The sequence below is a fragment of the Stenotrophomonas sp. STEN031 genome, from assembly GCF_056759975.1.
In genome coordinates this window covers 13965-37576 of the sequence record NZ_JBRREA010000040.1, presented here as the reverse complement: position 1 = coordinate 37576, position 23612 = coordinate 13965, and the positions used below count along the sequence as shown (strand labels likewise).

Sequence of the window (23612 nt, the reverse complement as noted above, 5' to 3'; positions counted from 1 at the left end):
TCTCGGGGTGAATTGCCGGGTGTTGGGGGGGGGGCTGGTATAACAAAACGCGGTCCCCCTTTTATAACTAATCACGGATTGCCTGCCCCCCCGGCCGCCCCCCTTCCCGCTTCAGTTACTACCACAACCGGCCTTGCGCCGACTGCGGGGCTGCTGCTAGATCAAGCCGACCTTCATCGTGTCCTGCACGAGCAGTTCGGCATCCAGGCCCGAGTGCTGGTAGACGACATACGCGATACCGTCGATGGACTGCTTGCCCATCGAAGCCCAATCACCCAGATCGGGTCCGCCCGCACCCAGCAGGTCGTCGATGTTGACGACATCACCGGCATTGCCCTTCACCATCATCTGCACGGTCTGCTTGTCGCCCTGATGGAACAGGTCCACCTGGCCATTGGCGAGTACGTCCTTCAGTGACAGGGTCAGCGTGTTGTTGCCGGTACCCGTCAAGTCGATGATTTCAATGCCGGAAAGCTTCCCTGCCGACGTGGCCAGATTGAGGTTCAAGGTCTGGCCAGCACCTGCGATCTTCAGGATATCGATGCCGTCACCCCCATGGATGCCCTTGTTGCCGGCATTGGCAAGGTAGGTGGCAGCGGCATACTTCAAGGTGATCACGTCATCACCCGCACTGCCGTAATACGTGTCGACAAGCTCATCAACGGTGTTCACGTCGCGAACGTCCGACACATGCGTGACCTGCGTCTGGCTGAAAGCACCAACGGTGATCTTCCCGCCTGCGGGAATGATGTCGAAGCTACGCACATCCACGCCTTCCGGCGCGGCGAAGGCATAGGCCTTGACGTAACGCTTGGAAGTCAGCGTACCGGTGATGGTTTCGCGCTTGAGCTCGTTGCCGGCCACGTCATAGATGACGATCACCGCACCGCCTGCCGTATTGTCCAAGCCGGACAAGGTCAGCTGGAACTTGTTTGCGGATTTTTCCAGGTCAAAGTGCAGCACGGCATCCTCGCCCCCGGTGAGGGTCAGGCCCGCGAGGGTTGCGGTGGTCGCCGCACCCTTGCTCAGGGTTCCGTTCACCGCGCTCACGGTCACGCCCTTGCCGATGTAGGCATCACCAACGACCAACGTACTCGCGATGTTCAGCGTATCGCTCAACGCCTTGGTGGCAAAGCCACCACCAATCACGCTATAGGCGTCCGACTTCGGGCCCTGCACGCCATTGGCGACAATGCTGACCGCCACGTCGAAGTCATAGGCAACACCCTGCGCGGTGGCAACGGCATTACTGGTTACCGCCGCCGGCACCTTCACCGTAACCTGGCCGGCGGTAACCTGTGCGGCAGTCAGCACATGCGCGTAAGTGGCAATACCCCATTGCACGTGCACGATGTCACCGGCTTTGGCGGTCGAGCCGTCCAGGGAAACAATCATGTCGACGCCATTGCTTGCTTCTGCGGCGGTCAGCACGCCTTCGGCCTCAGCAATTTTCACAATCGACGGCGCCCCAAGCTTGGCGGTCAACTCGACAGTGCGCTCGATCGTCTGCCCGATGGTGCCGGTGCCGCCGACTACGCGTGCCTGGATGGTCCAGCTCTGCGCGTGCGCTTGCACATCGGTGAAGTACCACTTGCCATCCTTGACCCGCGCGGTGCCCCAGTGTTTGCCACCATCGGTGGAGACTTCAATGCTGGCACCGGCAGGCAAAGCCGAAGCCAGTTCACCCTGCACGAGACGGCCCGAACTGCCATCGGCGGTGCTGTAATCGCCAGCGATGTGACTGTCCTTGCCCATCGCGACGATGGACATGTCCAGCTGCACGCCAACGCCCGCCTGCACCAGCACTTCGGCGGCAAACACCGAATGCTTGTAGACGTCGTAGGTGATGCCAGCGACGACGAGCTGGCTGTGCAGTTGCCATTCGCCCTGGACCGCGCCGTGCAGCATCGCACCGAGCACCACATTGTCACCGGCGTTGCCCTTGACCAGCACCTGTACGTTGCCATCGGCGACAAACTGATCGCGCCCGCCGGTGGCCAGTACATCGGCAATCGACATCTTCAGCGTGTTCTTGCCGCTGCCGGTGATGTCGAAGATCTCGATGGAATCGATCTTGTCCTTCAGTACCCCCAGATCCAATACCTGGTTGGCGCCGGTCAGCTTGAGCGTATCGACACCGCCACCGCCGGCAACCCCGCCGCTGGACGCTGCATTGATGTGCGCAACGTTGGCCAGCGAGAATACGTTGTCCTCGTTGCCACCGTAGTAGGTACCGGCCTTGTTCTCGATGGTCTGGTTGCTGAGTACGTTGAGCTCGCTTGGGCCAGCGCGGAACTCGAAGTTGTCCAGGCCGATCCAGTCCCAGTCACCGATGACGCACTTGCCCGGGATCCGGGCGCCGGTAGTCACCACCATGTACGAGAATTCCTGGCCAGCGGGTGCCTTGAACGACGCGTTGACGGTGTTCGGCCAGTACGCCGACAGCGACTGCTGACCAATCTGTTGGCCGCTGGCCGAGTAGAACCTCACCGTCGTCGGTGCGAAGTAGCCTGCCTGCAGGTTGGTCACCAGGAACTTGACCTCGGACACTGGGCCTTCGGTGAAGTCGATGCGGGTACGGCCGGTGACGCCGATCTTCATGCCGGTGTTGATCGCCGGATCGTAATTGGTCAGGCCGGTCATCAACCCATAGATCTTGGACAGGTTGTAGTCGTACTCGGACGTGATACGCAGCCCCTTGTGGCTGGTGCTCTGCCCGGTATTGAGATCGACGTAGCCTGCGCCGGTGAAGTCGATGTACTTCTGCTCGCCCATGTCGCGGTACTTGGAGCTGTTGCCGGCCTTGTCGATGATCGCGGCCATCACATCGCCCGTAGCCACCGAGAAACCCGGCGACAACCGCACGCTGCCTGCCTGTACATCCTTGGTGGTCAGTGCATGGTCAAAGCGCTGGCCATTGAGCACGACGCTGACGGTGTCGCCAACCGACACACCCGTCTTGTCGAATGCCACCGTCAGGTAGGAACCGTCGACAGTCAGTTTGGTGGGTGCATCCGGCGCCAGGGTGTCGAGGAACACTTCGCGTGATTCCACCGCACCACTGCGGCCCGCATCATTCACCACCCTGGTCTGGATCGACCAGTTGCCACTGTGGCTGTTGTTGTCCTGTGCGGCCCAGCGCAACCCGTCCACCACCGCGGGGTTCCAGCTCAGGCCGCCGTCGGTGGAGACCAGCAAGCGCTCATCGGCACCAAGCTGTGCACTGAGTGCACCCTGCATCAAACGACCTGCGCCACCGTCATTGGTGAGCCAGTCACTGCTGCTGACACCCCAGTCCTTGCTCATCGAGGTGACAGTGGCGATCTGCGTCGGCACCTTGGCCTGGACCACGATGAGGTGCTTGTCCGAGTGCTCGGAGACGTTGCCGGCCTGATCGGTCATCACCACTTCGAATTCATGCTGACCGTCAACGAGCTCGGCATCCGGCGTGAACGCCCAGTTGCCGTCATCGGCAACCTGCACCTCGCCAATCACCTTGCCATTGTCGATGATGGTGACGGTGTTGCCCGCCTCAGCCTTGCCCGACAGCGTAGGGGTGGTGTCATCGGTACCGCCGCCATTGCCGATGCTGCCGGTCTGTGGACCGACGTCATCGAACACGTCGATGATCGATGGCTTGTCGGGAGCAATCTTGTCCACGATGATCACATACGGCGCGGACGCGTCACTTACGTCACCGTCCAGCGATTCATGCACCACGGTGATTTCGTGCTTGCCATCCGACAACGGCAGCAGCGGCGTAAAGGACCAGCTGCCATCGGCGGCAACCCGGATACGTCCCAGCAGTTCGGCGCCATCGTAAATATGGATGAGATCGCCGGGCGTACCCTTGCCGTTGATCTCGGGGCGGCCGTCATCGGTGTATCCGCCATTGGCGATCACCCCGGTTCGATCACCGTGATCGTCAATGATGGCGTCGATCGCCGGAATGCTGTCGGCCAGGAAGGCGACCATATGATTGTTGTCGGCCGCCTGCACGATCTGGCCATTACCCGCTGCGTTCACTTTCTTCTCCATAGATTCTATCTGGACGTGCGCGCGCCTTTTGGCCAGCACACGTCCGTGTTTTTTTTATCGAGTTCTACGTCCAACGCGCGTGCCGTACGCGCAAGCTCGCCCGGCCGCCGACACGCGTGGCGAAGGTCGTAACGGATACCTGCTTTCCAATGCCGCGCCGGTAGGGCGACGACAGCAGAACGACGCCCCAGCAGCACGGTGCACGTCTGCTCCTGGATTGCCGGCGTAGTACGCGATGGTTTCCAGACAGGAGCATTGATGCCCGCAATCCGGCACGCCGGGTAACCGTGCGTGATACGACGACCTGGGCGCGTCGACGGCTGGATCCCGGACAGCGATCCATGCAGATGCGACCACAACCAGGTGATGTGCCTATCCGTCAGCCGTGCTGGAGCCACCGTCTTGCGACAGAAGAAAACCAACCGATGGAGGAAACAGACAGTACAGCAGCGTACGGCGGAATTATCCGCAGGCCGCAGAACTAGATACATGGGAAACAACTCAAATGCCGCACCGTGATCCAACGGTGCGCCATCGGCGCGGAGTGCAGCGCCAGCACGTTGCACGCGCGCCGTAATTACCCCCCGGCTTCTCTTGAGAAACAACGCTCCAGCGCTGGGTGGTGCGCGTTCCGCGAACACGCCAACCGTCAACCGGCATCCATCAGGCGATGTTCAAGCGACAGCCAAGGTGAGGATTCAAACATCGCAGCGTGCTTCATTCCGGCAAGCAGTACACCGTGTGGGCAATGCCCGCCGCGAAGCGTTCTTTGCCAACGGCTGCAGCACTGTCATTGCTGCAGCCGCGCGATCCCGGGCTGCGGCGCGCACCCGCTGTTCACGCCGCAACGACTAGGCGTCGCGATAACCCTTGCCCAATTTCTCGGCCACCAGTTTGTCCATCTCCCGGCGTACACGCTCGGTGCTGTCGAAGACCTTCACGTTGCGCTGGCCGCTGCTGCCGATGCGGCCATAGCTCACCACCAACTCGGTGCCGCTGACGCTCACCCGCCAGAACTTGTTCGATGCACCCTGATCGAACACCAGGCTCCGGCCGATGGCTTCTTCGGTCACCGGTGGCGGGGCATCGGCCACGTCAGTCATAGCGTCCTGCGCCGGCAATGCGGCCTCGGCGATAGGCTCAAATGCATCGTCTAGCTCCGCCTCCACGCCTTGCATTGCGGCGTCGATGCGGGCCAGCACCGTATCGGGGGCACGCAACCAGTCGCGGCCGGGAACATCGATCACCTTCCAGCCAAACCCGCGCAGTACACCGGGCCGGAACACGTAACGTTCGCGCGTATCCGGCACGGCCTGCGCCGGACCATCGAGCAGGATCGCCAGCTGGTAGTCGCCACCCGCCGGGTCCACGATCGCCAGATCACAACGGAACTGCGAACGCCCAACCTGCTCGTGCACGGTATGCCCGCGCTGGCGCAGCGCCTGTGCCAGCCCCTGACGGATCGCATCGGCACTGGGCGCCGTCGCAAATGCCTCGCGTGCGCCCGCATTGAGTGCCCCCAGCACCAGCTGCGCGCGCTCAACGTCGCCACGCGCATTGGCCTGGGCAAATTGCAGGAAGGCACGCAGTGCGGCGGCGCCGTCATTGTGGGTATTGGTGATCGCCTCGGCGTGGATGCTGGATACCACCGCCATCCGCAGCCGTGCACGGCTGAAGATCACGTTCAAGCGCTTTTCACCACCGCGCTGGTTGATCGGGCCGAAGTTCATCAGCATCCGTCCATCCGCACCGGGTGCATAGCAGATGCTGAGAATGATCACGTCGCGTTCGTCGCCCTGCACGTTCTCCAGGTTCTTCACGAACAGGCCGTTGAACTGGTCCTCATCCTCGCGTACGTACTCGCGCTCAAGCTGCAGCGCGAACTCGGCATCCTCCGCGGCCAAGGTCTCAAGCGCCGTTTCGATCTCGGCCTGCTGCGCCTCGGAGAAGGCAACGATGCCAATGCTCTGGCCGCTGCCACGGTGCAGCAGTTCGCGCACCATCTGCGCGATGTAGCGCGCTTCGGCCGGGTTGCGGCGTGCACCATACACACCATCGGCGATGTGGTGGAAGCTGACCGCGCGCTCCTGCAGCGCGTCCACGCCCAATGCTCCCGCATCATCCTGGGTTGAAAGCAGCGACGCCGGCATCTCGGTCGACGGCTCGATCCTGCGATCCGGGATGGTGACCAGCCTGCCATCGTAGAAGGCCGCATTGGAGAAGCTGATCAGCGCCTCGTGGCGGCTGCGGTAGTGCCAGGCCAGCAGGGTCGCCGGCAGGTTGCGCGCGGCCTGGTTGAGCAGGCTGTCCGAGTCCATGTTGATGGCGATGCGTTCTCCCTCTTCTTCCACCACCACCTCGTCCTCGTCGTCGCCGGCGGCAGCGAAGAAGCTGGTGGGTGGCAGCTGCATTTCATCGCCGACCACCACGATCTGGCGCGCCCTGCTCAGTGCCGGCACGGCTTCCTCGGTGGGGATCTGGCTGGCCTCGTCGAAGATCACAACGTCGAACAGGTCCGGCGACAGCGGCAGGGTATCGGAGACCGACAACGGGCTCATCAGCCAGATCGGCTTGAGGTCGTTGACGACCAGACCGGTCTCGTCATCGGACAGATCGCGGATCGAGCGGTGGCGCATGCTCTTGCCGAACTCGTGCTCAAGCTCGCGGCGGCCGGTGGCGTACAGCTTCTTGAACTCCTTGCCGGCCGCATCAAGCTGGGTAGCCGACATGGACGAGGTCTGTACATTGCCGGCAAACAAGCGATGCAGGGTGGCCTGCACTACCTTGGCGTTCAGGCCCAGCAGCTCGCGCTGGCCATCGTTGATGCGGCGGGCAGTGCCTGCCAAGGCCGCGCCATCGAAGCGCGCCAGCTCCGGGTGTGCGCGTTCCAGCCGACGCAGTGCCTCATCGGCAACCAGCGACTCGATCTGCGCCACCGGCATCGTCAGCTGCCGCAATGCCGCGCTGACCGCCGGATCGCCGGCGTGCACCGCCCGCAGCAGCGGCAGCAGGTCCGGCAATTCCTCCAGCCCTTCGCGCAGGTCGCGCATCAACTCGCCAACCTGCTCCAGGCGCAGGGTCGGCTGTGCATCCACGCTTTCGCCGAGGCGCTGGATCAGCTTGCCCAAGGGCGCCGCGGCAACGGCTTCATTGCGCGCTGCGGTGACCGGGTCCAACGCACGATTCAGATGTGCCAGCAGCGTCTGCATCGCCGCGGAACCGCTCTGCAGCTCACGCAGCTGGCGCAGCGCCTCCAGCAAACCATGCATGCTGGTCACGCCAAACTGTCGGCAGCTGCCTGCATCGGCCTGCGCCAGTGCAGCGGTCGCCTCCTGTTCGGCGACCAATGACTGCAACACCCTGGCGTAGCCGGGGTGCACCGCATGCTTGCCAAAATCATAGCGGCGCCGCAGCTCGCCGCGCAGGCGCCACCAGCCCGGTTGCAGCCAGCGCGTCAGCGAACCCTCCAGCTGCTGCGCCAGGGCCAATGCGGCCTGCGCATCCACCTCGCCCAGTTTGTCGCGCCAGTTGGTGGTGGCCTGCGCGGCCCTGTGCACGGCCTCACGCTGTTTTTCCAGCGCATCGCTCACCTGCTGCAATGCCGCCGCCTGCGAGGAGCCTGCCTCCAGCAACTGCAGCTGCGCGGCCATGCCGTTGTCCAGCAACCAGCGTGCATGCTCGGCCAACTCCAATGCCTGCGCCGGGCTCAGTTCCGGTTTGATCAGGCCAGCGCTGTCCTCCAGCACCGGGTCCAGCTGTTCAAGCAAGGCCTCGCAATCGTCCACCAACTGCTGCACGCGGCCGAAGGCACGTTCATCGGCCACCAACGCAGCGGACAGCTGCGCGAACGGATGCGCCGCCAGGCTGTCGATGCCGAAGCGCTCCTGCAGGCTGCGCTGCACGCGCAAGGCCAGCTCCCGCTGGCGGTCCCAGGCGGCCAGTGTCGGCAACAGTTCCCGTCGCGCCGGATCCAGTTCCGGCATGGCCGGCAGTTCGGCCATGCGCCGTACCAACTGGCGCACGCTGGTGCCCAGCGGCTCCGGCGCCGACGACATGGCCTGCTCGAACGCGTCGACACGCGCCTGCAGGTGTTGCAGCCGCTCCAGCACCGCATCGCGCTGCCGGGTCAGCGGCTCGCTGTTGTGCGGCTGGGCGACCCAGCGTTCATAGCAGCCACGCAGGTCAGCGATGAAGGCCTTCTTGTCGGCCTGCGAGTCGTGGATGAGGCAGCACAGCGGATCCAGGCCGGCCTGCTTGAGGCGATGGAACACCACGTCGAGCGCCGCGCGCTTCTCGCAGACGAAAAGCACGCGCTTGCCGCGGCCGGCGTAATCGGCAATCAGGTTGGTGATGGTCTGCGACTTGCCGGTGCCGGGTGGCCCCTGGATGATGAAACTGCGTTGGCTGCGCGCCAGGCCCACCGCGGCTCCCTGGGTGGCATCGGAGGCGATGACATTCCATTGTTCGCGCAGTGGCAGCGCTTCGGCAGGCGCGTTGTCCACGGCACGCGGTTCGATCGAGAACACGCGGTCGAAGGCCGGATTGTCATTGCCGGCTTCCAGCAGCTGCGTGTAGTCACGCACCAGTGACATCTTCTTGTAGTTGAAGTTGGCCAGCGTCACCTGGGCCAGGTCCAGGTCCCAGGCATAGCGGTGCCCTTCGGCTTCCTGCAGCGCGTAACCCACGCGCTCGGCATCGACGGCGGCATCGACCATGCGTGCATGGCGCGGACCCGCGCTGGGGGCGGCACCGGCCTCGAAACGCTGCGGCAGCGCACTCGGCCGCACCCAGCGTTCGAACAGCGCCTGGCCGAGCGGGCGATAGTCTTCGCGTTCGTAACTGTAGTCTGGCAGGTGCGCGCCGGACATGCGGTTCACACGTCCGCTGGGACGGCGGCGCTGGAACTGCTGCAGGCGCTGCAGCGCCTTCTGCCGCACCAGCTTGATCTGCGCCTTCTCCAGCAAACGCAGCTCCACCGACGGCTCGGTACGGCGGATCTGAGCCAGCAGGTCGGCATGGATCTGCGCGATGCTGGTCTTCTGCAGGTCCACCGTTTCCGGCAGTTGGATGTCATAGAGCTGGCGCAGCTGGTGGCGCAGCACCGGGTTGAACTCGGCCTCGCCGTCCTCGGCTTGCAACACGTACTGGTCGCGCACGCCCTTGCGCTTGACCAGGTCCACCGGCAGCCACAGCAATGGCGTGGTGATGCGCTCCTCGGGGAATTCCTTGAGGTTGTGCCAACGCAGGAAGGCGACCACCAGGCGCAGGTTGCTGAAGCCGTACTCGGCGCGGTCGCGGCGTGTTTCCTGGATCAGTTTGTCCAGTGCCGCGGGCAGGAAGGGCTGGTCGTCGAAGCGCAGCCAACGCTGCAGGTCCACCGCCTTGCCCGCGCCCAGTTCCGCCGCGAAGGGCCCGCCCCAGGTGCAGATGTGCTCGGGCCGGATGCTTTCCACCTGCAGCATCAGCGGCACGCTGGAGACGGTGATGTTGACCGAGCCGGCGGTGGGCCGGAAGAACAGCAAGCGGTTGCGCCGAGACAGGTCGAACAAGCGGTCGCGCAGATGCGACAGCACCGCGCCACGACGCGACGACAGGCCGCTGACGCCGGACAGGGCACGCGCCACATCCAGCACTTCCGGCTGCTCACGCCAGGTGCGCAGGCGCGTGGCCAGACCATTCAACTCGGTGCCACGGTCATGCCGGTTGAGCGCGGTCATCTCGACGATGACGCTGGCCACCACCGGATGCAGCCGCGGTGCCAGCACGAACAGGTTCTCGCGGTTGCCGGCGAAGCTGCGCAGGTCATCGACGTCATCGAAGTCCAGGCCGCAGGCCAGCGCGGCCAGCAACATGCCCAGTTGGAAGATGTCGGTCAGCTCGTCATGCTGCCCCAGTGCCAGCTCCCAGCTGCGATAGCCCGGCAGGTAGACCGGCTGCTCAATCGGCGCGTCCGGATCCGCCTGCACCGCCAGGTCATCCACGCGCTCGCGACCATCGGCATCATGCGCCAAGCGCAATGTGCCGACGATGTTGAGGGTGGAAGTCGCGCTGGGCTGCACCCGGTTCATGACAGCCGCACTGGCCCTGCTCGCGGCCTGGCCGCCGGCATTGCGCAGGGCCAGCGCACCGGCAGCGTCCAACAGGATCGCATCGGGCGAAAGCGCCGCCACGCGACCCGCGGCGTGCAACGCGGCTACCTGTGCGAACAGCGGCAGCACCAGCAGCAGCACGTCATCGGTGGCAAGCGCTGCACCGGCCTGTGCGTCGATCAAGCTGGCGAGGTTGCCCGAGGACGCCGGAGTTTCTTCGATCACGCTCATGCCTGCATCGCCCGTTCGGTGTTCTTCTTCAACTTGTCCAACTCACGTTTGCCCAGGCGCGCATCGCGTTTGAGGTTGACCTGCAGCGCCTGCGCGCTGCCCAAGGCATGGGCCAGCATGCTTGCGCGCAGCAGTGCAGCGTCCTGTGCGTCGTTGTCGACCAGCGCAAGATCAAGCATCAGCGCATTGAGGTAGGCGCGCACGCTGTCATCCAGTTTCATCTGCGCAATCGCCTGCGCCGTAACCGCCGCTTCGTCCGGGTTCCAGTCCGGGAACAGCTGCCGTACCTGGTTGAGCACCAGCGCGCTGCGCAATGCCGGCTCCTCGAGGAAGTGTGTCAGGAAGCCACGCGTCAGTTGCTGCAACCTTATCTGGTCGAGCAAATCCAGCGCCTCCAATGACAGGCTTCCGCAGAGCTTTTCGGCAATCCACTCAGCCTGCTGCTCGGCCCCCTGCCACCACAGCTCCAGCGCGCGGGCACGGATGAAGGTTTCCGGATGGCTGCGCATGCTGCTGGCCTGTTTTTCGCCGGCGTCCACTTCCGCTGCCTGCCGCAGGTAGGCCGCCGGATCAGGGTTGGCGATGCCGGTCTGGACCTTCAGCAAGGTACTCACCGCCGGGCCCGGGGCAGCGGCTGCCAACGCGCCGCCGCGATCAGCAAACAGTTCGGTATGCAGTGCGAACCGGCGCAGGGTCTCGGCATGGCTGGCCGTGGCCTGCGCCGATGCCAGCGCGTCATTGAGGATGCGGTCGGCAACATGGAAGTCGCCGCCCTCCAGCGACCACAGCACGTAGTGCGCCAGCTCGTGGCCAAACAGGGCCAGCCGTTCGTCCTCGCCCAGCCGCTCCAGCACCGGCCCCTGCAACACCACATGGACCTCGCCCGGCACGAACAGCAGTGCGGCATTCATGACCTGGCCGCCGGCCTGGTACAGCGTGGCCGGCGCGTCCACGCCAAGCCGCTGCATCGCCAACTGCAGACTGGCGTGGATTTCGGGATGGGCCTGGGCTTCCAGCCGGTAGGTGTCACGCAACAAGTCTGCACGGACCTGGGCGAGGTGCTCGTCGCGGATCTTCTGCGATGCCGCCCAGCGCCAGACATCGGGCTCGTGCTGCTTCAGGTACGTCACCAGTTGGCGGTGGTAATCGAGCGGCGCCAATGCAGGCCGTTCCCTGGGTGTGACATCCATGCGGGGTTTCCGTGCGTATCCAGAGCAGGGAGTTTAGGAGATTCATGCAAGGCGGGCCGACCGAACGCTGCGGCCGGGCATGTCGCCTGTGTCGATCCATCCGTGTGTGCTGTCCCGATGCGCGGAAACAGCCGATTCCGCAGGAACCTTCGTGGCTGGAGAAGTTCCCCGTTCTTCACCTTAATTTATGTACTGGTCAGTTTGATATTCAGGGTGGATTCCGTCGGCTAACGGATAATTCACAACTGTCGAACGGCCACCCATTCAGGCCGTACCGATCAAGACCAATAACGAGGTAATGCCGAAATGAAGACTTCTTTGATCGCTCTGGGCCTGCTGGCCGCCCTGCCGTTCGCCGCTTCGGCTGCCGATGGCCTGTCCTACAACTATGTGGAAGGCGGCTATGTGAATACCGATGCCAAGGGCGGCGACGCCGATGGTTGGGCGCTGAAGGGCTCGGTTGCGGTGCACCCGAACTTCCATGTGTTCGGTGAGTACAACGCGCAGGAAACCGACAAGTTCAAGGCTGATGTCGACCAGTGGCGCCTGGGTGTTGGCTACAACTACACCGTGGCCCCGAACACCGACCTGCTGGCCCGTGCGGCCTACCAGAAGCTGGATTTGGAGTACGGCCCGAAGTTCAACGGCTACAGCGCTGAAGTCGGCGTGCGTACCGCCTTCACCCCGAACTTCGAAGGCTATGCCCTGGCCGGTTACGAGGACTACAGCAAGAAGCGTGGCTACAACCCGGATGGCGAGTTCTACGGCCGCGTCGGCGCCACCGGCAAGTTCAACGCGAACTGGGGCCTGACCGGCGAAGTGAAGCTGGCCAAGGCTGGCGACAAGGAATGGTTCGTCGGCCCGCGCTTCACCTGGTAAGCGACAAGCGACAAGTAGTGGTGTTGTATGGCGCGTGACCTCTCTCCCACGCGCCGCTGGAAGCCCGGTCCTCCCCCGACCGGGCTTCTTTTTTGGGCGGCGTCCGGGTTTTTGTAGTGCCGAGCCATGCTCGGCAGAAGCCTTACCAGCCAACTCCAAAGCTACCCCTCCCCAACCCTCCCCTTGGCTGCGCCAAAGGGAGGGAGCGTAGTGCCGAACCAGGCTCGGCAGGGGGTCCATCGGTAAAGCCACTGCCGAGCATGGCTCGGCACTACAAAACAAAAAGCCCGGCATTGCCGGGCTTCTTCTTTGATCGTCGCGCATCCTTACTTGAACAGCGTGTCCGGGTATTCCGGTTTCTGCTCACGGGCCAGCAGCTGCTGCAGGCCTTCGGAGGGGCTCAGTTCGCCGTGCAGTACCGACTGCACCGCCTTGGAGATCGGCAGGTCGATGCCGTGGCGATCGGCCTGACGCATGACTTCATCGGCGGTCTGCACCGATTCCACCACCTGGCCGATTTCCTTCACAGCATCCGGCAGGCTCTGGCCGCGGCCGAGTGCCAGACCCAGACGGCGGTTGCGCGACAGGTCGCCGGTGCTGGTCAGCACCAGATCGCCGAGACCAGCCAGGCCCATCAGGGTTTCCGGCTTGCCACCAATGGCGGCTGCCAGCCGCAGCATCTCGTTGAGGCCACGGGTGATCAGGCCGGCACGGGCGTTCAGGCCCAGCTGCATGCCATCGGCCACGCCGGTGGCCACCGCCAGCACGTTCTTCATCGCCCCGCCCAGCTCGGCGCCGACCATGTCGTCGCCGGTATAGGCGCGGAATGCCGGGCCGTGCATCGCATCGGCCACCTGCTGGGCGAATGCCTCGTCATCACCGTGCACGGTAATGGCGGTGGGCAGGCCCAGGGTGACCTCCTTGGCGAAGGACGGGCCAGTGACGACGGCCAACGGCACGTCCGGGCCCAGCACTTCACGCGCTACTTCATGCAGGAAACGGCCCGAGCCGGGCTCGAAGCCCTTGGTTGCCCAGGCCACGCCTGCCCCGGCCGGCCGCAGCGGCGCCAGCGCGCGCACGGTTTCAGCAAAGGCATGCGAAGGCACCACCACCAGGATCCAGGCCGCACCTTCAACGGTGGCAGCCAGGTCGGTGCTGGCGCGCAGGGATTCTGGCAAGGGAATCCCCGGCAGATACCGGGGATTCTCATGACGCTGATCAATCGCCTCGACTACCGCTGCATCACGTCCCCACAGCACGGTCCGGGAACCGTGCCGGGCCAACAGGGTGGCCAGCGCGGTGCCCCAGGAGCCCGCGCCAAGAACGGCGATCTTTTCCGCGTCGTTCGTACTCATACTGGAACGCAGACGCCGATCAGGCGTTGCCAGCCGGCTCGGAGTCGGCCAGCGAGGCTTCGCCCTGCTGCTGACGCTGACGCAGGGTCTCGGCGTACAGGCCTTCGAAGTTGATCGGCTGCAGGTAGAACGGCGGGAAGCCGCCGGCCTGGATCAGGTCCGACACCATCGAACGCACGTACGGGAACAGGATGTTCGGGCACTGGGTGCCGAGCAGCACGTCGATCGCCTGCGGTTCCAGGCCGATCAGGCCGAACACGCCAGCCTGCTCAACTTCGGCCACATAGGCGGTCTTGTCACCGGCCTTGCAGGTCAGGGTCACGCCCAGCACCACTTCGAAAGCGGTTTCCGACAGGCGCTGCACCTTCTGGTTCAGGTTCAGCTGCAGGTCCGGCTGCACGTTCTCGTTGAAGATGACCGGGGAGTTCGGCGACTCGAACGAAACGTCCTTGACGTAGATCTTCTCGATGGTGAAAGCCGGGCCGTTGGCGGATTCGTCGGCCGGGACTACGCCGTTGGTGTTCTCTTCGGACATTGCTCAAGACTCCAGAACAGATTGTTCATTGAATGGGATTAGTACAAGACCAGCGATGGGGGCGGTTCTTCCCCTACACAAGCCCTTGCTGAAAATTTGCTGACTCAGTTGCGGCCCTTGACCAGCAACAGGTCTGCCGCCTGCCATGCCGGCAGGCCGCCGTCGAGCACATAAACCTGCTCGTAACCGGCTTTTTTCAGTGCTTTGGCGGCCGTAGCCGAGGCATTGCCGGTACGGCACAGCAGCACCACCGGGCTCTGCTTGGCGTTGGCCAGCAGTTTGTGCGCGGGGGTCAACTGCGCCGGCTGCACATTGCGGCTACCGGCAATATGGCCCTTCTCGAAGTCGGCAGCGGCCGACAGATCGATCACGGTCGCACCGCCGGCATTGATCATATGGGTCAATTCGGACGGCTTGAGCGATTTGTAGCCGCGGAACAGGCGTGCGACCTCGGTGGCGATGATGGCCACGGTCAGGCCGGCCAGGGCCAGCGACAGCATCGGATTTCGGCCGGCGAAGGCCAGCAACTCTTCGTAATTCACTCAGGTCACGGGTCGATAAGCGGGCAGGGATTGTCGCACAGCCGGTGAAAATGCAGCCAATGCCTCATTGTCCCTGCCAAAGATCCGGCAAACCGGCGGCCTGCCACCAGCGCTTGGCTTCCGGGTCCCAACGCCAGCGCTCATTCACCATGACCAGACGTTCGGCCTGGGTATTGCGGTTGATCACGCCCATTTCGACCCGCCGCTCGATGCTGCCATCGGCCCCCACACCGGCCGAACGCTCACGGTAGCTGGACACCTGCAGCTGCCGGTAGCGCTCGCGCTGCAGGTCGGTCAGCGGGTGCTGCTGCAGGTACAGCGGGTCGATGAAGCCTTCCGCCTTCTCGAAGTCGCCCCAGCGCACCGCCGCCACATAGGCATCCTGGGTGGGCACCAGCTTGTTGCGCTGCGACCGGCTCGGCCCTTCCGCCTGCACGCCGCCGGCGACCAGCAACAGGGCGATGACAACAGACTGGAACAGGTTTCGGTACATGCAGGCCCCCTTCGGTGATGGCCGATCTTAGCCTTTGCCGAGGGCGACGAAGCGTCCCTCGAACTCGGCCGCGCCGCCCTCGATCGCCGCGCGTACCGTCACCCGGGCACGGCCGCGCTTGGTGAACAGGGTCAGGAAGTCGTCCCAGTCCTGTTCCGGTGCCAGCCGCGCGGTCGCCAGCAGATCGCCGTACACCGGCGCGCGGTAGCGGATGTTGCTGTCGGCCACGTAGACCTCGGCCTGTTTGCCGGCCAGTCCAAGGCGCATGCTGACCAGCGCCCACCCCGACAGGGTCATCACCGAGGCCAGGCTGCCGCCAAAGGCATTGCCCTTGTCGTTGACGTTGACGTCCAACGGCGCCTGCATGCGCAGCACGCCGTTGTCGTAACCGGCGATGCGGATTCCCATCGCCGCAACCGGCGGCATTGCCACGAGCGTGTGCTGGAGCTGTTCCAGCAACACGGTTTCATCAATATGTTCGGACATGAAATCGGACGAAAAACGGAAAGCGCCCGCATAATGCATGGAATGAACCGCCCCGCCTATGTGCCAGCCGACACGGTCTGGCATCTCATCTCGATGCGCCCGCAAGGGCAGCACGACACCTTGCGCAGCGCCGCTGCGCGTTTGGGTGCACGTACCGTGGCGTTGTCGCCCTGGCGCCTGCAGATGCGTACCGATGAGGCAACGCGCGAGCAGCTGGCGGCAGCGCGCGCCTGCGACCGACTGGTGTTCACCAGCCCTGCCGCCGCCGAAGCCGCTGCACGCCTGTTGCCCTTGGCCGAGCTGCGTGCCGGCAGCGTGGTCGCCGTGGGCGAAGGCACGGCGCGCGCCTTGCGTCGGCGTGGCGCGGTGAACGTGCAGGCCCCGACCCGGATGGACAGCGAGGGCCTGCTGGCCCTGCCTGCCATGCAGCACCTGCAGGGACTGCGTGTGGCCCTGGTCACTGCTCCCGGCGGTCGCGGCGTGATTGCCGCACAGGTACGCGAACGCGGTGCCACCCTGCAGCGGATCGATGTCTACGAGCGGCTGCCATTGCCGGTCAGCAAGGCCACCATCGCCCGCTTGCAGGCACTGCCGCAGCCGTATGTCGTGGCGATCAGCAGTGGCGAGGCACTGCAGACGGTGCTGCCCTACCTGCCGCCAGCGTTGCTGCAGCAATGGCAGGACGCTGCGGCGGTCGCCGCCAGCGCACGCCTGGCCACGCTTGCGGCCGAACTTGGTTTCCGCAACATCAGCGTTGCCGCCGGGCCCTTGCCCGGGCAATTGGCCAGCGCCGCCCACGCAGCGGTTTTCCCGGCCGCAGGCTGAGTGCACGCGCAGAGGCGACTTGCAGGCCTGCAGCGCGCGGGCGATGCTTTGCCGGCACCAACAGCGTGGTCACCCTTGTGTCGTGGCCATGCCCGCCAAGGATGTTGCCCCCGATGAATGAAGACGTCGCACCCGCTCAACCGCGCCGCCCGCTGCGCTGGCTCCTGCCGCTGATCGCCATCGCCGCGCTGGGCGCGGCCGGCTGGTTTGGCTGGCACAGCTGGCAGACCCGCCAGCAGCAGGCAGCGCTGGCCCGCGACAGTGCCAGTCAGCAGTTGAGCGCCTTGCAACAGGGGCTGGAAGCCCTGCGCCGCGACCAGCGCGCCAACGCCCGCAGCATCCAGGATGCCGCCGCCACCAACCGCGTGCTGCGCGATGAAGTGCTGGGGCTGAGCCAGCGCAATGCGCTGCTGGAAGAAAACCTCGCCCAACTGGCCGACAGTTCACGCCAGGGCGCGCAGGCCGTGCGCCGCGAAGAGGCGGAACTGCTGCTCAACCAGGCCCAGCAACGGCTGACCTTTGCCGGTGACCTGGACGGCGCCCGTCGCCTGTATGCATTGGCCGCCAACGCACTGGAAGGCATCGACAGCCCCGACTACCTCAACCTGCGCCAGGCGCTGATCCAGGAGCGCAATGCGCTGGATGCGTTGGGCCCGGGCGTACGCGCCCGCACCGCTGCCCAGCTCGAGCAGTGGTCCAGCGAACTGGAACGCCTGCCCGAGCACCTGCAGCTGCCCGCCGACACCCGGCAGCCATGGTGGCAGCAGATGCTGTCGCCGCTGGTGCAGATCCGCCCCGCCGACGGCAAGGTACTGGTTGCCCGTTCCGAGCGCATCGCCGCCAATGACTCGCTGCAGATCGAGCTGAGCCTGGCCCGCGCCGCCCTTGAGCGCGGTGATGACAAGGCCTGGCAGCAGGCACTGGACCGTGCCGACGGGTGGCTGCAGCGGCTGTGGCCGGATTCACCGCAACGCCAGCAGCGCCGCAACGAACTGCGACAGATGCGTGGCGTGGAACTGCGCCCCAACCTGCCCGAACTCGGCAGCACCCTGCAGCAACTGCGCAACACGCGCGCCGCCAAGGACGCACCATGAAGGCTTTCCGTTCCCTGCTGCTGGTCCTGCTGGTCGCCGCCATCGGCATCTTCGGCGCGCAATGGCTGGGCCAGGATTCGGTACGCGCCCTGGGCGAAGTCATCGTCCGCGCCGGCGACCATGATTACATCGCCACCTTACCGCAGGCCGCACTGGCGGTACTGATCGCCGCACTGCTGGTTTGGCTGCTGTGGTCACTGATCAGCACACCGTTCCGGGCCTGGGCCCGGCACCGCCGCAAGCAGGGGCGCGCGCGCCTGATCGATGGCCTGCAGGCACTGGACAACGGCCAATGGCAACGCGCCGAGAAACTGCTGCAGAGCGCCGCGACCGAGAAAGCCGTACGCCCGATCGCCCTGGTTGCGGCCATGCGCGCAGCCGAAGCACGCGAGGACAACAGCAGCGCCGGCCAACATCTGCAACAGCTGGCCGAAGCCGACCCACACCTGCACGCCCTGCACAGCGCCGAGCGCTGGCTGCAGCTGGACAAGCCACTGGAAGCGATCAACGCGCTGGACCTGCCTGCCCTGCAGCCGCTGCCGCCGCGCGGCCTGTGGCTGCGTACCGAGGCATTGCAGCGCGCCGGTCGCGCCGAAGAGGCTTACGGCCAGCTCGGCGCGCTGCGCCAGCAGCAGGTGTTGCCACCGAACGCTGTCGCCGAACTGGAAACAACGCTCGCCCTGCAGATGCTCGACGAGGCCAGCGACGTCAATACGCTGGCTGCACGCTGGGAAGTGCTGCCCAAATCACTGCGGGTCAGCGCGCAGGCGGTGGCCCACTATGCGCAGCGCGCGGTCGCCCTGAACTGGACCGACGTTGCCCTGCGCAGTATCGAACAGACCCTGGACAGCCACTGGGACGAAGCCCTGGTCGCCTTGTACACGCAGCTGCCGGTGGAGAAATTCGATTCGCGCCGCGCCAGTGCACAACGCTGGCTGCAGTCGCATCCCAACAGCCCTGCTTTGCTGCTGGGTCTGGCCCGTCTGGCCGTTGGCCAGGGCCAATGGTCGCAGGCCGAGGAATTCCTGCACAGGGCCATCGCCCAGGATGCCGGCGCCGACGCCTGGGAGGCCCTGGGCGAGGTGTTTGCCGCACAGGATGAGCAGGCGCTGGCCAGCCAGTGCCTGCTCAATGCGGTGCGCCAGCGCCGCGGCCAGCCCGTACAGTCGATCCAACGCCGCAACCTGCACCAGCAGATCCAGGACCAGGCGGTGGCTGAAGAACGCGATGCGCATGGCTTTCCGCGTTTGCCGGGCTGAGTCTCTGCAAGCCCACCCTCGACGCTTTTCGTAACGAGCCGTAATGAACATACCCCCGGACATCCATGCGCGCGTGGTCGCGTTGACCGACGCCATCCTCAACGCCTGCGAAGATGGCGAAGAAGAGGCCAGTGCATCGCTGTATGCACAGCTGCACGCCTACTGCGATTCAATCGCTGCTGCAGGCCGCGACCATCCCTTCCTCTGGGAAACGCTGGCCGACTTCACCGGCGATGACCATGTCGCCATCGCACACTACAAGCACGCACTGATGCTTGCCAACGCAGCGCAGGCGATCAACTACGAAGCTTCGATCGGCCTGGCACTGGCCGAACGTCTTTCCAACCTGGGCGATATCGCCGCCGCCCAGGACCATGCACGGCGCGCAGATGCACTGGCGCAACATACGGACGACCTGCCGCTGCGCCAAGCCATCAGCCAGTTCCTGCTGGACCACTCACAGACGTCCAGCGAAGACTGACCGCTCCACGCCGGCACCCATATGCGCGCCGGCGTGATTGCGGCCGTCAGCTAGTCACGGCGATAGGGATAGCGCGGCAAGCGCGCCAGGAACGCCGTGGATACGCCGCGATATACCGCCAGGCTCACATCGATCTTCCTGGGCTTGAGTATCTGCATGCCGATCAGGCCCCACAGCAGCATCACCAGGAACGTCAGTATCCCCAGGCCGACCACCCATCCACTGTCGAACAGGAAACAGCCAAACAGCGGTACCGCCGAGCACCACGCCATCAGCATGAAATTCAGCCGCCGCTTGCGATGCGCCGAACACAGGCCGACGTTGTGCACCGCCGTCTTGCGCACCGCCAGTGCGGCAATCAGATAGACCAGGAAGTGCAGCAGGATCAGCAGGTACATCCACGGCGAATGCCAGTAGAACTTGCGCTGGCGGTACTCCAGCGCCGGCTTCCCGCATTTGACGCAGTAGCGCGGCAGATCGCTATGCGGCAACGCCAGCAGCTCGTCACCATCGCGCCAACAAGTACTGTTGTCCGGGCTGCTGTTGGCCAGCGGTGGCGGCAAGGCCTCCGGCGCCGCATATGGGTTGAACTCATCCATTGATTGCATCCCCTGTGAAATTCCAGCGGGCCGCCTCCCGAGCGACCCGCACCTGCGCCGTTGGCGTGGCAGTGAAGTATGCGGCAAGCCCGCTCCCTGGAATGCGGCCGGCGAAACCCTCCAGTCGCCGGGGTTTTCCCGCTTGTACCGCTCAGCGCTTGGCCGATGGCGAATCCGCGTCACTGGCAGCGGCGGCATCTGCGGCCGCTGCAGCCGCATCTGCCGCGACCCGGGCCATGGCTTCCGCGGCCTCCCGCGAAACAGGTCCTGCTGCCGTCTCCTTGGCCGGTGGTGGTGCATTCGCGTCCACCGCCATCGTGTTGACCGCGCTTCTGTCCGCGATCAGCTGCAACTGCTGTGCAATTTCGGCAATGTACTGGCGACGCGCATGCTCGTGATCCGGGCCGGCCAGCAATCGTCCAGGCAGCGGCTGCAGGCGCTCGAAGCGCGTCCGTGCCGCGTCGAAACGGGATAGCCTGCGCTCCCATTCGCCCAGCAGCATCTGGCAATACAGCCATGCTTCATCCTGATCGGCGGCGGCACGCGCATCCGGACATTGCTGCGCGACGGCCGCCGACGCGGCCTGTACATAGCGCGGATACTGCCCGGGCGAGGCCTGCCAGGTGGCACGCTGCAGGACTCCGGCACGGTCCCGCAACGGCGCATCGACCGCTTCGAACAAGCGCGCCAGCATCCAATAGCTGGTTTCGTGGCCACGCATACGCTGGTAGTCGTCACTTTCGACCACGGCGGTCAGGCGCTTGATCTCGTCAGCGCTGTAATCGTCCTTGTAGATGACGAAACCATTGCCCGGGCAGGACACCAGTGGCCACGGCGATTGGATGGCGCCATGCAGGCGTCCATCGAGGAAGTGGCCGAAGGCCGTGCCCGAGCCCATTTCCTCCGCGCTGAAACGCTCGCCACCAATCGGGCAGACGTGTTCTACCTTCATGAAGGTCATGGCAGCGGCAGGCGCCGCCACACCTGACAACAGCACGGCCAAACCAATCGCGATGCGCTTCATGCCCTGCCCCCCGTCCTTTGGTGAGCAGACAATAGGGGGGCCGGGCCGGGCCCTGCAAGGGCCCTGTAGTGCCAACCCATGGTCGGCAAGGGGCATTACCGGGAACGCCCCTGCCGAGCATGGCTCGGCACTACAAACGGCGCATCAACGCTCGACGATGGCGACCACGCCCATGCCGCCGGCGGTGCAGATCGATACCAACGCACGACCGCCACCGCGGGCAGCCAACTCCTTGGCCACGGTGCCGATGATGCGGGCGCCGGTTGCAGCGAACGGGTGGCCGGTGGCCAGCGAAGAGCCCAGCGGGTTGATCTTGGCCGGGTCGATGCGGCCCAGCGCTGCATCCAGGCCCAGGCGATTGCGGCAGTAGTCCTCGCTTTCCCAGGCGCTCAGCGTGCACAGCACCTGCGCGGCGAAGGCTTCGTGGATTTCGTAGATATCGAAATCCTGCAGGGTCAGACCATTGCGCTTGAGCATTTCCGGCACGGCGGTGGTCGGCGCCATCAGCAGGCCTTCGCCATGCACGAAGTCCACTGCCGAAACCTGCGAATCACGCAGATAGGCCAGCGGCTCATGGCCGTGTGCACGTGCCCACTCTTCACTGGCCAGCAGCACCGCAGCGGCGCCGTCGGTCAACGGGGTGGAGTTGGCGGCGGTCAGGGTGCCGCGGCCAGAGGCCTTGTCGAAGGCCGGCTTCAAGGTGGCCAGCTTTTCCAGCGAGGTATCCGGACGCAGGATGTTGTCGCGCTCGACGCCGCGGAACGGCGCGATCAGGTCACTGAAGAAACCGCGCTCGTAAGCGGCAGCCAGCTTCTTGTGCGAAGACACCGCCCAGGCGTCCTGTGCTTCACGCGAGATGTTCCATTCCTTGGCCATGTCCTCGCAATGGTCGCCCATGCTCTTGCCGGTACGCGGCTCGGCCACGCCCGGGAACTCGGGCTTGAGCTCGGAGAACTTGAAGCCCTTGAGCAGGGTGCGGATCTTGTCGCCGGTGCTCTTGGCGCGGTTGGCCGCCAGCAGGCGCGCACGCAACTTCTTGCCATAGACGATCGGCACGTCGGAGGTGGTATCGGAACCACCGCCGATGCCGGATTCGATCTGCCCCAGGGCGATCTTGTTGGCAACGGTGATGATGCTGTCCAACGAGGTACCACAGGCACGTTGCAGGGTGATGCCCGGGGTCAGCGGCGACAGCCCGGACGACAGTGCAGCCTCGCGGCCCAGGTTCCAGTCGCTGGGATGCTTGATCACCGCGCCCATCGCCACTTCGCCCAACTGCTGGCCATGCAGGCCGAACCGTTCAACAAGCGCCCCAAGCGTACGGACCGACATGCCGAGATTGCCAACGTCCGAATAAGCAGTGTTCTGACGGCAGAACGGAATGCGGACACCACCGAGGATGGCGACGGGTCGAGCGCTGGGCATGCGGGTACCTGACATGGGAAAGAGTGTTCAAAGTGGCCTGCACGCGATAGCAGGCATAATGGTGTTGAGTGTAGCTTCGAGGCCGTGATGGGCCAACCGCGAATCATGAGCAATTCAAACCCCGACGTGAACGCCCTTGGCGTAGTGGCATTGGAACTGGCTGGCGGCGAGCAGCCCGGCAAGGCAGCCCTGGGCTCCGAGCAGGCTGGTGAGCTGGCTGCGCTGATCGGCCGCGACCTGACCAAGCTGGTGCCGCAGGTCAGCGAACTTGATCTGGTGTTCGCCGCGGCGCATTTCGACCCGGCCGAAGTCCTGCGCCCCGGCCTGCCCATTCATCGACGCCTGGAAGAGCTGCAGATGCGCGCGCCCGGCCGCAACCAGGGTGCGCGCCTGCTGGCGTTTGGCGCCGATGCCAATGGCGAGGTCCCACTGCCGCTGCAGGCCGACCCAGCACTGACCGGCGGTGCGCTGCGGCTGCTGCCGTTCGTGCTGGCCGGTGGTGAACCGGCGCTGCGCCATGAAGTGCGCGATGCGCTGGAAGAGGTGTTGCTGGCCAATGGCATGGCGCAACCGGACACCGCGCTGCTGGCCCAGAACAGCTTTGCCGCGCAGATAGAACATGCGCGCTATTTCACCGTCAACGACCTGGCCGCGATGATGGCCATGCAGTACGACAACCAGGGCCTGGCGGATCTGTGGCCACTACTGGAAACGGCGATGTTCGCGCCCAACGAAGAACAATGGCTGGACGCCGCACCCGAGCCGCTGCTGCGTTATGTCGGCGGCGAAGTGCGGATGGCCTTGTTCGATCCGGCAGGTTGGTGTGCGCATTACGCGCAGGACAAGAATGACTGCGACCGCCTGCAGCGCGTGTACGAGCAGTACATGATGCGCCAGCGGCAGATGGCCGCGGTGTTGGAGGCGCATGGCATCGACGTGCTGTATGTGCACGTGCATGCCGGCCAGGATGCAAAGGCGCTGCTGGCGCATTGAGTGTGCGCTGGTGAATACAGAGAGGCCGCGCAAGCGGCCTTTCTGTTTTGAAGCGGGGTGAAGCAAAAGCAAGA

Annotated in this window: 17 protein-coding genes; 6 read left to right on the top strand and 11 right to left on the bottom strand. The window is 64.8% G+C overall.

All coding sequences use genetic code 11. From position 1 onward, the window contains the following. Positions 1–156: 156 nt before the first annotated feature. The 3 genes from ACVOLQ_RS16290 to ACVOLQ_RS16280 form a co-directional block, all read right to left on the bottom strand. The gene (locus ACVOLQ_RS16290; protein ID WP_481528648.1) at positions 157–4026 is read right to left on the bottom strand and encodes an Ig-like domain-containing protein; all 3870 of its coding nucleotides are present in this window, start codon (positions 4024–4026) and stop codon (positions 157–159) included. Between the two features lie 863 nt (positions 4027–4889). Further along, on the bottom strand, positions 4890–10358 hold the full coding sequence (locus ACVOLQ_RS16285; protein ID WP_481528647.1) for an AAA domain-containing protein: 5469 nt from the start codon (positions 10356–10358) through the stop codon (positions 4890–4892). Beyond that, positions 10355–11548: a hypothetical protein gene (locus tag ACVOLQ_RS16280; RefSeq protein ID WP_481528646.1), complete on the bottom strand. Its 1194-nt coding sequence runs from the start codon at positions 11546–11548 to the stop codon at positions 10355–10357. Before ACVOLQ_RS16280 ends, ACVOLQ_RS16285 begins: the two co-directional genes overlap by 4 nt. 306 nt (positions 11549–11854) lie before the next feature. On the opposite strand from ACVOLQ_RS16280, the gene ACVOLQ_RS16275 reads away from it, so the two are divergent. Then, positions 11855–12427, top strand: coding sequence for an OmpO family porin (locus ACVOLQ_RS16275; protein ID WP_313495578.1), 573 nt, complete (start codon positions 11855–11857; stop codon positions 12425–12427). A 326-nt stretch (positions 12428–12753) separates the two neighbouring features. Here ACVOLQ_RS16275 and ACVOLQ_RS16270 read toward each other — a convergent pair whose 3' ends face one another. The 5 genes from ACVOLQ_RS16270 to ACVOLQ_RS16250 all read right to left on the bottom strand — a co-directional run bounded on the left by ACVOLQ_RS16270 (position 12754) and on the right by ACVOLQ_RS16250 (position 15838). Next, the gene (locus ACVOLQ_RS16270) at positions 12754–13782 is read right to left on the bottom strand and encodes an NAD(P)H-dependent glycerol-3-phosphate dehydrogenase (RefSeq protein WP_313174540.1); all 1029 of its coding nucleotides are present in this window, start codon (positions 13780–13782) and stop codon (positions 12754–12756) included. A 19-nt stretch (positions 13783–13801) separates the two neighbouring features. After that, the gene (secB, locus tag ACVOLQ_RS16265) at positions 13802–14317 is read right to left on the bottom strand and encodes a protein-export chaperone SecB (RefSeq protein ID WP_313174538.1); all 516 of its coding nucleotides are present in this window, start codon (positions 14315–14317) and stop codon (positions 13802–13804) included. A 104-nt stretch (positions 14318–14421) separates the two neighbouring features. After that, the gene (locus ACVOLQ_RS16260) at positions 14422–14859 is read right to left on the bottom strand and encodes a rhodanese-like domain-containing protein (protein WP_313174536.1); all 438 of its coding nucleotides are present in this window, start codon (positions 14857–14859) and stop codon (positions 14422–14424) included. 64 nt (positions 14860–14923) lie between these two features. Then, positions 14924–15352 carry a hypothetical protein gene (locus ACVOLQ_RS16255; protein ID WP_313174534.1) on the bottom strand — a complete coding sequence of 143 codons (429 nt, stop codon included), beginning with the start codon at positions 15350–15352 and terminating at the stop codon, positions 14924–14926. A 27-nt stretch (positions 15353–15379) separates the two neighbouring features. Then, the gene (locus ACVOLQ_RS16250) at positions 15380–15838 is read right to left on the bottom strand and encodes a YiiD C-terminal domain-containing protein (RefSeq protein ID WP_481528645.1); all 459 of its coding nucleotides are present in this window, start codon (positions 15836–15838) and stop codon (positions 15380–15382) included. 42 nt (positions 15839–15880) lie between these two features. Between ACVOLQ_RS16250 and ACVOLQ_RS16245 the strand changes: the two genes are divergently transcribed. From ACVOLQ_RS16245 to ACVOLQ_RS16230, 4 genes are all read left to right on the top strand, one after another. Continuing rightward, complete coding sequence (locus ACVOLQ_RS16245) at positions 15881–16663, top strand: uroporphyrinogen-III synthase (protein WP_481528644.1); 783 nt, start codon at positions 15881–15883, stop codon at positions 16661–16663. A 113-nt stretch (positions 16664–16776) separates the two neighbouring features. After that, complete coding sequence (locus tag ACVOLQ_RS16240) at positions 16777–17757, top strand: uroporphyrinogen-III C-methyltransferase (protein WP_481528643.1); 981 nt, start codon at positions 16777–16779, stop codon at positions 17755–17757. Then, positions 17754–19016, top strand: a complete 1263-nt coding sequence (locus ACVOLQ_RS16235; protein WP_313174528.1) for a heme biosynthesis protein HemY — start codon at positions 17754–17756, stop codon at positions 19014–19016. The genes ACVOLQ_RS16240 and ACVOLQ_RS16235 overlap by 4 nt, the downstream gene beginning before the upstream one ends. A gap of 43 nt (positions 19017–19059) precedes the next feature. Next, positions 19060–19497: a hypothetical protein gene (locus ACVOLQ_RS16230; RefSeq protein WP_481528642.1), complete on the top strand. Its 438-nt coding sequence runs from the start codon at positions 19060–19062 to the stop codon at positions 19495–19497. Between the two features lie 50 nt (positions 19498–19547). On the opposite strand, the gene ACVOLQ_RS16225 is transcribed toward ACVOLQ_RS16230, so the two are convergent. From ACVOLQ_RS16225 to ACVOLQ_RS16215, 3 genes are all read right to left on the bottom strand, one after another. Continuing rightward, a complete protein-coding gene (locus ACVOLQ_RS16225; RefSeq protein WP_481528641.1) occupies positions 19548–20096 on the bottom strand; it encodes a hypothetical protein in 549 nt (182 codons plus the stop codon). A gap of 151 nt (positions 20097–20247) precedes the next feature. Beyond that, a complete protein-coding gene (locus ACVOLQ_RS16220) occupies positions 20248–21120 on the bottom strand; it encodes a hypothetical protein (protein ID WP_313493879.1) in 873 nt (290 codons plus the stop codon). 144 nt (positions 21121–21264) lie between these two features. Beyond that, positions 21265–22560 carry an acetyl-CoA C-acetyltransferase gene (locus ACVOLQ_RS16215; RefSeq protein ID WP_313493881.1) on the bottom strand — a complete coding sequence of 432 codons (1296 nt, stop codon included), beginning with the start codon at positions 22558–22560 and terminating at the stop codon, positions 21265–21267. A gap of 72 nt (positions 22561–22632) precedes the next feature. On the opposite strand from ACVOLQ_RS16215, the gene ACVOLQ_RS16210 reads away from it, so the two are divergent. Then, positions 22633–23538, top strand: a complete 906-nt coding sequence (locus ACVOLQ_RS16210) for a hypothetical protein (RefSeq protein WP_481528640.1) — start codon at positions 22633–22635, stop codon at positions 23536–23538. The last annotated feature ends 74 nt before the right edge of the window (positions 23539–23612 follow it).

What these genes read in the sequence shown, in the direction of transcription:
- ACVOLQ_RS16270 (WP_313174540.1), bottom strand. Translation starts at nt 13,782, where the DNA reads ATGAGTACGAACGACGCGGAAAAGATCGCCGTTCTTGGCGCGGGCTCC.
- ACVOLQ_RS16245 (WP_481528644.1), top strand. Translation starts at nt 15,881, where the DNA reads ATGAACCGCCCCGCCTATGTGCCAGCCGACACGGTCTGGCATCTCATC.
- ACVOLQ_RS16235 (WP_313174528.1), top strand. Translation starts at nt 17,754, where the DNA reads ATGAAGGCTTTCCGTTCCCTGCTGCTGGTCCTGCTGGTCGCCGCCATC.
- ACVOLQ_RS16285 (WP_481528647.1), bottom strand. Translation starts at nt 10,358, where the DNA reads ATGAGCGTGATCGAAGAAACTCCGGCGTCCTCGGGCAACCTCGCCAGC.
- ACVOLQ_RS16215 (WP_313493881.1), bottom strand. Translation starts at nt 22,560, where the DNA reads ATGTCAGGTACCCGCATGCCCAGCGCTCGACCCGTCGCCATCCTCGGT.
- ACVOLQ_RS16255 (WP_313174534.1), bottom strand. Translation starts at nt 15,352, where the DNA reads ATGTACCGAAACCTGTTCCAGTCTGTTGTCATCGCCCTGTTGCTGGTC.
- ACVOLQ_RS16220 (WP_313493879.1), bottom strand. Translation starts at nt 21,120, where the DNA reads ATGAAGCGCATCGCGATTGGTTTGGCCGTGCTGTTGTCAGGTGTGGCG.
- ACVOLQ_RS16280 (WP_481528646.1), bottom strand. Translation starts at nt 11,548, where the DNA reads ATGGATGTCACACCCAGGGAACGGCCTGCATTGGCGCCGCTCGATTAC.
- ACVOLQ_RS16250 (WP_481528645.1), bottom strand. Translation starts at nt 15,838, where the DNA reads ATGTCCGAACATATTGATGAAACCGTGTTGCTGGAACAGCTCCAGCAC.
- ACVOLQ_RS16210 (WP_481528640.1), top strand. Translation starts at nt 22,633, where the DNA reads ATGGGCCAACCGCGAATCATGAGCAATTCAAACCCCGACGTGAACGCC.
- ACVOLQ_RS16225 (WP_481528641.1), bottom strand. Translation starts at nt 20,096, where the DNA reads ATGGATGAGTTCAACCCATATGCGGCGCCGGAGGCCTTGCCGCCACCG.
- ACVOLQ_RS16240 (WP_481528643.1), top strand. Translation starts at nt 16,777, where the DNA reads ATGAATGAAGACGTCGCACCCGCTCAACCGCGCCGCCCGCTGCGCTGG.
- ACVOLQ_RS16230 (WP_481528642.1), top strand. Translation starts at nt 19,060, where the DNA reads ATGAACATACCCCCGGACATCCATGCGCGCGTGGTCGCGTTGACCGAC.
- secB (WP_313174538.1), bottom strand. Translation starts at nt 14,317, where the DNA reads ATGTCCGAAGAGAACACCAACGGCGTAGTCCCGGCCGACGAATCCGCC.
- ACVOLQ_RS16275 (WP_313495578.1), top strand. Translation starts at nt 11,855, where the DNA reads ATGAAGACTTCTTTGATCGCTCTGGGCCTGCTGGCCGCCCTGCCGTTC.